Consider the following 6,715-nt stretch of genomic DNA (forward strand, 5'->3'; position numbering starts at 1 on the left):
GTATTATACTTGATTTCACTAGCTTTCGGATGGTTTTTAGATAAATTTAGTCACGGATTAAGGGTTAAATTAAAAGAACCCGTTTTGAAAAAAGATTGATTAAAACGGATTCTTTCTTTGTGAAATACTATACAACTTTTATAAAAAAGTTTGATCATTTTCCAACTGTGTTGTTCCACAAACGCGCCAGATTGTTGAAGTTTGTTCTTGAAGTAAAGCACCTGTTACTTTAAGTACACTTTTTCACAAACTAGTAGAAAATCTTTAATTTAATAAATTGTGATTACTCAATTCGCAAAGTCATTTTTCTACTGATTGTTTCCATTCCAAAACTTTCATAAAAAGAAATGGCTTTCTTGTTGAACTCCCAGACGCTTAAATCTAATGATGTTGCATTTTGATTTTTAGACCACTCCAAACAAGCTTTAAATAACACTCTTATAGCGTAGTAGCGATATGGAGTTAGCAAAAACAAAATTATTTTCTAAAGAAATTAGGGGGGGAATATGAAGCTACCCTTTTTAAAAGATAAAAAAGCAAAAGTGGCGCTTCCTGATCCAGCTCTAAGCGCCAAAAACTGGGCGACTTCACAACTCGCCCTACGATAAGTCATCATTAGTTCGCAAGCTCACCGTTATTACATTATCTCAGTTGATTTTTTGCTCCAGTCGCTACGTTTTTAAACAGGCGCTCCGCGCTTTTCTTACTATTTTGGTATAGTTATGTCCCAGCTGCTGAAAATTTTTTCGTTAACAACTATGCGAGAAAGTCGAGAACCCGCTTGATCACAAGTTTCGTCGCGTCAGCATCGTAAGACGGTAAACTGCTGTCGGTGAAGAGATGTTCCTTGCCTTCGTACAGAAAAAGTTCAGCGTGATTGGCCGACGCCACAAGCTCACGGGCCGCGTTGATGTCGCCATCTTCAACGAAAAAAGGATCTGCACTCATGGCGTGAATTTGCACAGGCAAGTCAGCCGGCCACTGAGATTCGAACGCCGAGGTCGGGAGACAGGCATGAAAAAACAGTGCGCCTCTAGCGCCTTCACGAGTTTGAGCGAGCTGCTGTGCTGCCGGGACACCGAGTGAAAAACCAGCATAGACGATATCGCGTGAAAGCTCACTGGCTGCCCGAACGCCGCGCGCCGTCACTTCTTCAAATCCGATTTCCTTCACAAATACCGAGCCTTCGTCCTGCGAGGAAAATATGCGGCCGTCAAATAAATCTGGCACGTGCACAGTATGCCCCGCATCTCTCAATTGATCGGCGATTGCTTCAATCCCCTTCGTTCGGCCTAAAACATGGTGTAACAACAAAACTTCTGCCATCGTTTTTTTCTCCAATTTAATGAATTTCATATTTCTAAGTTTCAACAAGAAAGCCTGTTTGACCTGCCAGAACTTTACGATTTAGAAATATCTACCTTAATAAAACCCACCCCTTGCTTATTCAATAATCCTGCCTATTACTTTAAGCACATTTCTTCACAATATCTTCCTAATTTTAGCATGATCTCATAACTGTGTTGCTCCACTATATGGCCAGATCGTGGAGTAACATAATGGAGTTTAATAAGATTAACAAAAAAGACAAATCCAGAGGTATATCGTAGCCTGGCGCCCTCTACCTCATATAAAATGAACTAAATTCACGGTTCATCACTCTTCAACAAGCTAATGTTGAGATTATGAAGTATTCGCCAGCTTTCGATTACTAAGGTGTTGCTATATCTTTATCCCCTTTTCGAAACTGCTGTTCTGCCAATCTACGGTACAACGTATGTGTTTCAATTAAATCAGAATGAGTGCCGATACCCGTAATCCTTCCTTTTTCAAGAACGATGATTTGAGACGCATTGACTACAGTAGATAACCGGTGAGCTATGGCCAGTGTAGTCCGTCCAGCCATTAATGATTGCAGTGCTTGCTGAATCTTGTGCTCAGAATCACTATCCAAACTGGAAGTCGCCTCGTCCAACAGTAAAATTTTTGGATTGCGGATTAAAGCACGAGCAATGGCAATTCGCTGCCTTTGTCCACCAGACAGTTTGATACCTCTCTCTCCAACCTGTGTCTCATACCCTTCCGGAAGTTCGTTTATGAAGTCCGCTGCATAGGCCATTTCTGCAGCCATGCGAATCCTTTCCTCTGTGACATCCGCCAATCCGTAACATATGTTGTCGCGAATACTTCCATCCATAAGTGGACTTTCCTGGGAGACATATCCGATCTGATCTCGCCAAGTTGTAAGTTCAAAGTCACGGATCGACATATCTCCAAAGAGAATGTCTCCTTGGTTTGGCCAATAAAATTGTTCTAGCAGGGCAAACATAGTCGATTTTCCACTGCCACTGGGACCGACGATAGCTGTCATAGTTCCAGCTGGAATCGAAAAGTTTACCCCAGATAGGACGAGTTCCTTTTCTCCCTCCTCAGACCCAATTTTCTGTATCTGTGATTTGTTCTCCCTCATGTCATTTCGTTCATCCGATGGATAACGAAATGATATGTTCCGAAAATGAATATCTTTATCCCCCTCAGGTAAAACGATTTTTTTCACATTTGTATGATTCATTGCTTCAGGAGGCCGAACAAGAATATGCTGCACCCGTTCTGTTGCACCCATCGCTTTTTGAAATTCAGTAAAAAACGAGACTAGTTGGGTAAATGGGAAGACGATTTGAAACATGTAAAGAATCATTGCCACCAAAGTACCAGCTGATAAGGTGTTTGATGCAACACGGGCACCGCCGTAACCAATTAAAACGACCAGTACTGCCATTGTGACCAGTCCCATAAGTGGACCGATGATGGCCATTATTTTGGCTTGACTTAAACCGAACCGGAATAGGCCATCAATTGCGTCAGTACCCCGCCTTTCTTCATCAGATTCCGCATTGTATGCTTTGACAAGACGGATATCACTAAGTACACGGGACATGCTTGCTGTAAAACGTGCCATCTGATCCTGCATACCTCGGGCAGTCTTATTCATTTTCCCTCCTACTGGCATCAAAATGACAATTGAGACTGGAGCAACGATAAGCATGATCAGTAGCATTCGCCAATCCAATATAAACAGAATTACTGCTGCCCCAATGATCGTAATTACTCCAGAAACAAATGAAATCAAGTGGTCCTTAATCAGTCCCTTGACTGTCTCCGTATCATGGTTGATCCGACTCATCGTTTCCCCGGAGGAGTTCAAATCGAAATAAGAAATCGGCAAGTGAAGCACTCGTTTCCACAATCTCTTTCTCATATTCGCCACGACTAATTCACCCATGTAACTCATCAAATAGTATGATAACCCACCAGCAGCTGCCTGTAAGATGAACACGCCAATTAGCATAAAAATAAGCATCCCATTCAGAGTATTTCTAGCTAAATGATCAACTAATGTACCGGTAAATAAGGGCACAATCAAAGCACCTGCTGTTTCAAAAAAGCTTAGTATAACAGCCAAGACTATGACTATTTTCGGTAATTTTGTTTTTGCAATCAGTTGTAAAAACGTTCTCCAATTCGCTTTTGGAGCCGTTCCTTCACTCTCACTTTTCAATCCATTCCTCTCCTCTCACCTAATAAATATCAGCTGCATATAATGATGCCAATTGCCAAAAATAGACAAATGTAATTTCATTTGTTCTTCTTATACCGACTATTCGGTATAAAATATGACAGCCCAAAACATATTGGGCATTAGTAATATACTTCATCATGCATTTTCAATTCCTTTTAGTATAATCGTTACCCCCTTCCGATAGATGGCCTTTCTTTGCTCCAAGCTCAATCCATCAGCGGATAAATCCAAACCGTCCAAAATACCGCCGATAATATTCGCCAATTGTACAGGGTCATCCTTAAGAAATTCTCCGTTTTCCATTCCTTCCTCCACGATTTTCTCTATCGTTGGAATTCCGCTACGTCTCAAAGCCGATAACTTTTCGTATACTTGACTGTTTTGCTGAGTACCTAAAAATTCTTCAATCGCCAGAGGCGCCTGAACCATCTCTGCATATTGTTCTGCCAGCAAATAAAGTTTTTGTCTTGCTGAACTCACATTCGCTATCGCTTGTTCCCATTTCTCCTGTTGTTCCTGTTGATTTCCTTCCAAAAGATAAAGAAATAAAACTTCTTTGCTCTTAAAGTGATAATATACACTGCCTTTGCTCATTCCTGTAGCTACGCATATATCATCCATTGTTGTGGCTTTATACCCTTTTTGCGAAAAAAGTTCGGCGGCTTTAGACGCAATTAGCGCTTTTGTATGCTCAGACATATGCTGTTTTTTGTTCACTTGACAATCCCCCCTTTTTTATACCGACTATTCAGTATAAAAACATTAAAGCACATGTTTTGATTTGTGTCAATTTAAAAGTTGATGTGGCTTTGAAATCTTATACAAAAAAGACATCCATTTTGTTTGAATTGTTTGTAACTCCACTTATCGACTTTAGATGTTCTTTTTCTTTTCGCCACAAAAACACCCCTTTAGACAATCATATCCAAAGGGGTATAACTTCGCATCTATTTTATAAACATCGTGACTTTGTTTTAAACATCGCAACTTTATTTTAAAGCCACAGATGCCGTTAAATCACCTCATCCATCACTCCACCGTCACGCTCTTTGCCAAATTCCTCGGCTTATCAACGTCACACCCGCGGTGTAGCGCCGCATAGTAGGCAATCAGCTGCAGTGGGATGACTGAGACCAGCGGTGTGAGCAATTCATGGACTGCCGGCAGTACGAAGCGGTCTCCCTCTGATTCAAGGCCTTGCATGGAAATGATGCAAGTGCTCGCGCCGCGCGCAGCGACTTCCTTCACGTTTGCCCTGATGCTTCCATTGACTCCAGCCTGCGTCGCGAGCGCTATGACAGGCGTTTGTTCCTCAATCAATGCAATAGTGCCATGCTTCAGTTCTCCACCGGCGAATCCCTCTGCCTGTATATAGGATATTTCTTTCAGCTTCAACGCACCTTCCAATCCGATAAAATGGTCGATGGAGCGGCCGATGAAAAAGCAGTTGATGGCCGAAGGCAAGTATTCCGCTGCAATCTGCTCGAATTCTTCTTTTGCATCACATAAAGTTTCCATTGCATTGGCAGCGATGCCGAGTTCTTTTACCAAATCAAGTTCGGCCAAACCGCCTGTGGCAGCGCCCGAAACGGATGCCAAGATCGCTAATACAGCAATCTGTGCTGTGTATGCCTTCGTTGACGCGACGGCGATTTCTGGTCCCGCATGCAGCAGCATTGTGTAATCCGCTTCTCTTGAAAGCGTCGAGCCGGGAACATTCGTAATCGTTAAAGCACGATAACCCATTTCTTTCACTTTTACCAATACGGCTCTGCTGTCCGCTGTTTCCCCGCTCTGGGAAATGAAGATAAATAATGGTTTTTCTGAAAGCAAAGGCATGTTATAGCCAAATTCGCTGGCGAGATGCACTTCCACCGGAATTCCCGCCATCTTTTCAATCAGCTGCTTTCCAACCAATCCCGCATGGTAGCTTGTTCCGCAGGCTACAATATAAATCCGGTCTGCAGCCGCCATGGCTTGTTTAATATCGCTGTCGATCTCAAGGTCGCCATCTGCATTCTGATACGCTTGGATGATCTTCCTCATGACGAGCGGCTGTTCGTCAATCTCTTTCAGCATAAAATGCGGATACGTTCCTTTTTCGATATCCGTTGCGTCCAGTTCTGCTTTGTATGGCTCCCTGATTAGACTATCGCCCTGCAAATTGTAAATGTCTGCCCGGTCTTTTTTTACAATAACAACTTCTTTATCCATCAGCTCAATAAATTGATCCGTAATTTGAATCATCGCCGTGGCATCACTTGCCACGACATGAAAGCCTTCTCCGACGCCGATCAACAGCGGGCTTTTATTCTTTGCTGCAAATATCGTATCAGGCATTTCCGCATCCAGCATCGCGATTGCATAGGATCCTTTCAGCAGGCGGAGGGTTTTCGTGAAAGCTTCTTCCGTCTCCATGTCTTTCGCAAACTTCTCCACAAGTTGAACGATCACTTCCGTGTCTGTATCACTGTTGAATTTCACATCTTGTAAATATTCCGCCCTAAGCTCCGATTCGTTTTCGATGACTCCATTATGAACGAGCGTAAAACGCCCTGAAGCACTTTGATGCGGATGGGCATTCGCTTTACTGGGCGCACCGTGCGTAGCCCAGCGTGTATGTCCGATTCCCGCTCTGGCCGTTATTTTTTCGTCCACCACTGCCCGCAGATCGGCAATACGCCCTTTTTCTTTAAAAATATGGGGGCCCTCTTGATTTCCGAGAGCAATTCCGGCCGAATCATAGCCGCGATATTCAAGCTTTTCCAGGCCTTTCAACAATATTTCCTTCGCATCATTTATTCCGATATAACCGGTAATTCCGCACATCTTTTTTCCTCCTGTGAGTGAGGGCAAGCAGCGCGAGGGCACACTTGCCCTCTTTTTCGATCTCCATTTCTATCGGGCACATTTCCTTTCCTTTGTCCATCGAGTCGCCTCGCATGATTTACGAAAGAAAATTCGACTGTGTGCCGCAGCCGGGAGGTATCCGCCGAACGTTCGATAAACCTCCTCCTCGTCAACTGGCGATCTGCTATTTCAAGTACATTCACCAGTTCGGGCGCTTTTTTTAAAAACCTTTCAATGCTCCTTTCCATTCAGAATAAAAGTGAAACATGAATATCATACTATATT

General features: G+C 43.1%; 5 protein-coding genes. All 5 read right to left on the reverse strand.

The window, feature by feature from the left end; genetic code table 11:
• Positions 1-283 precede the first annotated feature (283 nt).
• A complete protein-coding gene (locus tag FS666_RS20620) occupies positions 284-436 on the reverse strand; it encodes a GNAT family N-acetyltransferase (RefSeq protein WP_368730951.1) in 153 nt (50 codons plus the stop codon).
• 320 nt (positions 437-756) lie between these two features.
• A complete protein-coding gene (locus FS666_RS05645) occupies positions 757-1,326 on the reverse strand; it encodes a dienelactone hydrolase family protein (RefSeq protein WP_144461385.1) in 570 nt (189 codons plus the stop codon).
• Positions 1,327-1,711: 385 nt separating this feature from the next.
• Positions 1,712-3,559 (reverse strand): ABC transporter ATP-binding protein, encoded by a 1,848-nt coding sequence (locus FS666_RS05650; RefSeq protein WP_144461384.1) that lies wholly within the window; start codon positions 3,557-3,559, stop codon positions 1,712-1,714.
• Between the two features lie 156 nt (positions 3,560-3,715).
• On the reverse strand, positions 3,716-4,297 hold the full coding sequence (locus FS666_RS05655) for a TetR/AcrR family transcriptional regulator (protein ID WP_144461383.1): 582 nt from the start codon (positions 4,295-4,297) through the stop codon (positions 3,716-3,718).
• Between the two features lie 312 nt (positions 4,298-4,609).
• Positions 4,610-6,409, reverse strand: a complete 1,800-nt coding sequence (gene glmS / locus FS666_RS05660) for a glutamine--fructose-6-phosphate transaminase (isomerizing) (protein WP_144461382.1) — start codon at positions 6,407-6,409, stop codon at positions 4,610-4,612.
• Positions 6,410-6,715: the final 306 nt, after the last annotated feature.

The sequence above is a fragment of the Siminovitchia fortis genome (genome assembly GCF_007681465.1).
GTDB classification, from domain to species: domain Bacteria; phylum Bacillota; class Bacilli; order Bacillales; family Bacillaceae_C; genus Siminovitchia; species Siminovitchia fortis.

What these genes read in the sequence shown, in the direction of transcription:
- FS666_RS05645 (WP_144461385.1), bottom strand. Translation starts at nt 1,326, where the DNA reads ATGGCAGAAGTTTTGTTGTTACACCATGTTTTAGGCCGAACGAAGGGG.
- glmS (WP_144461382.1), bottom strand. Translation starts at nt 6,409, where the DNA reads ATGTGCGGAATTACCGGTTATATCGGAATAAATGATGCGAAGGAAATA.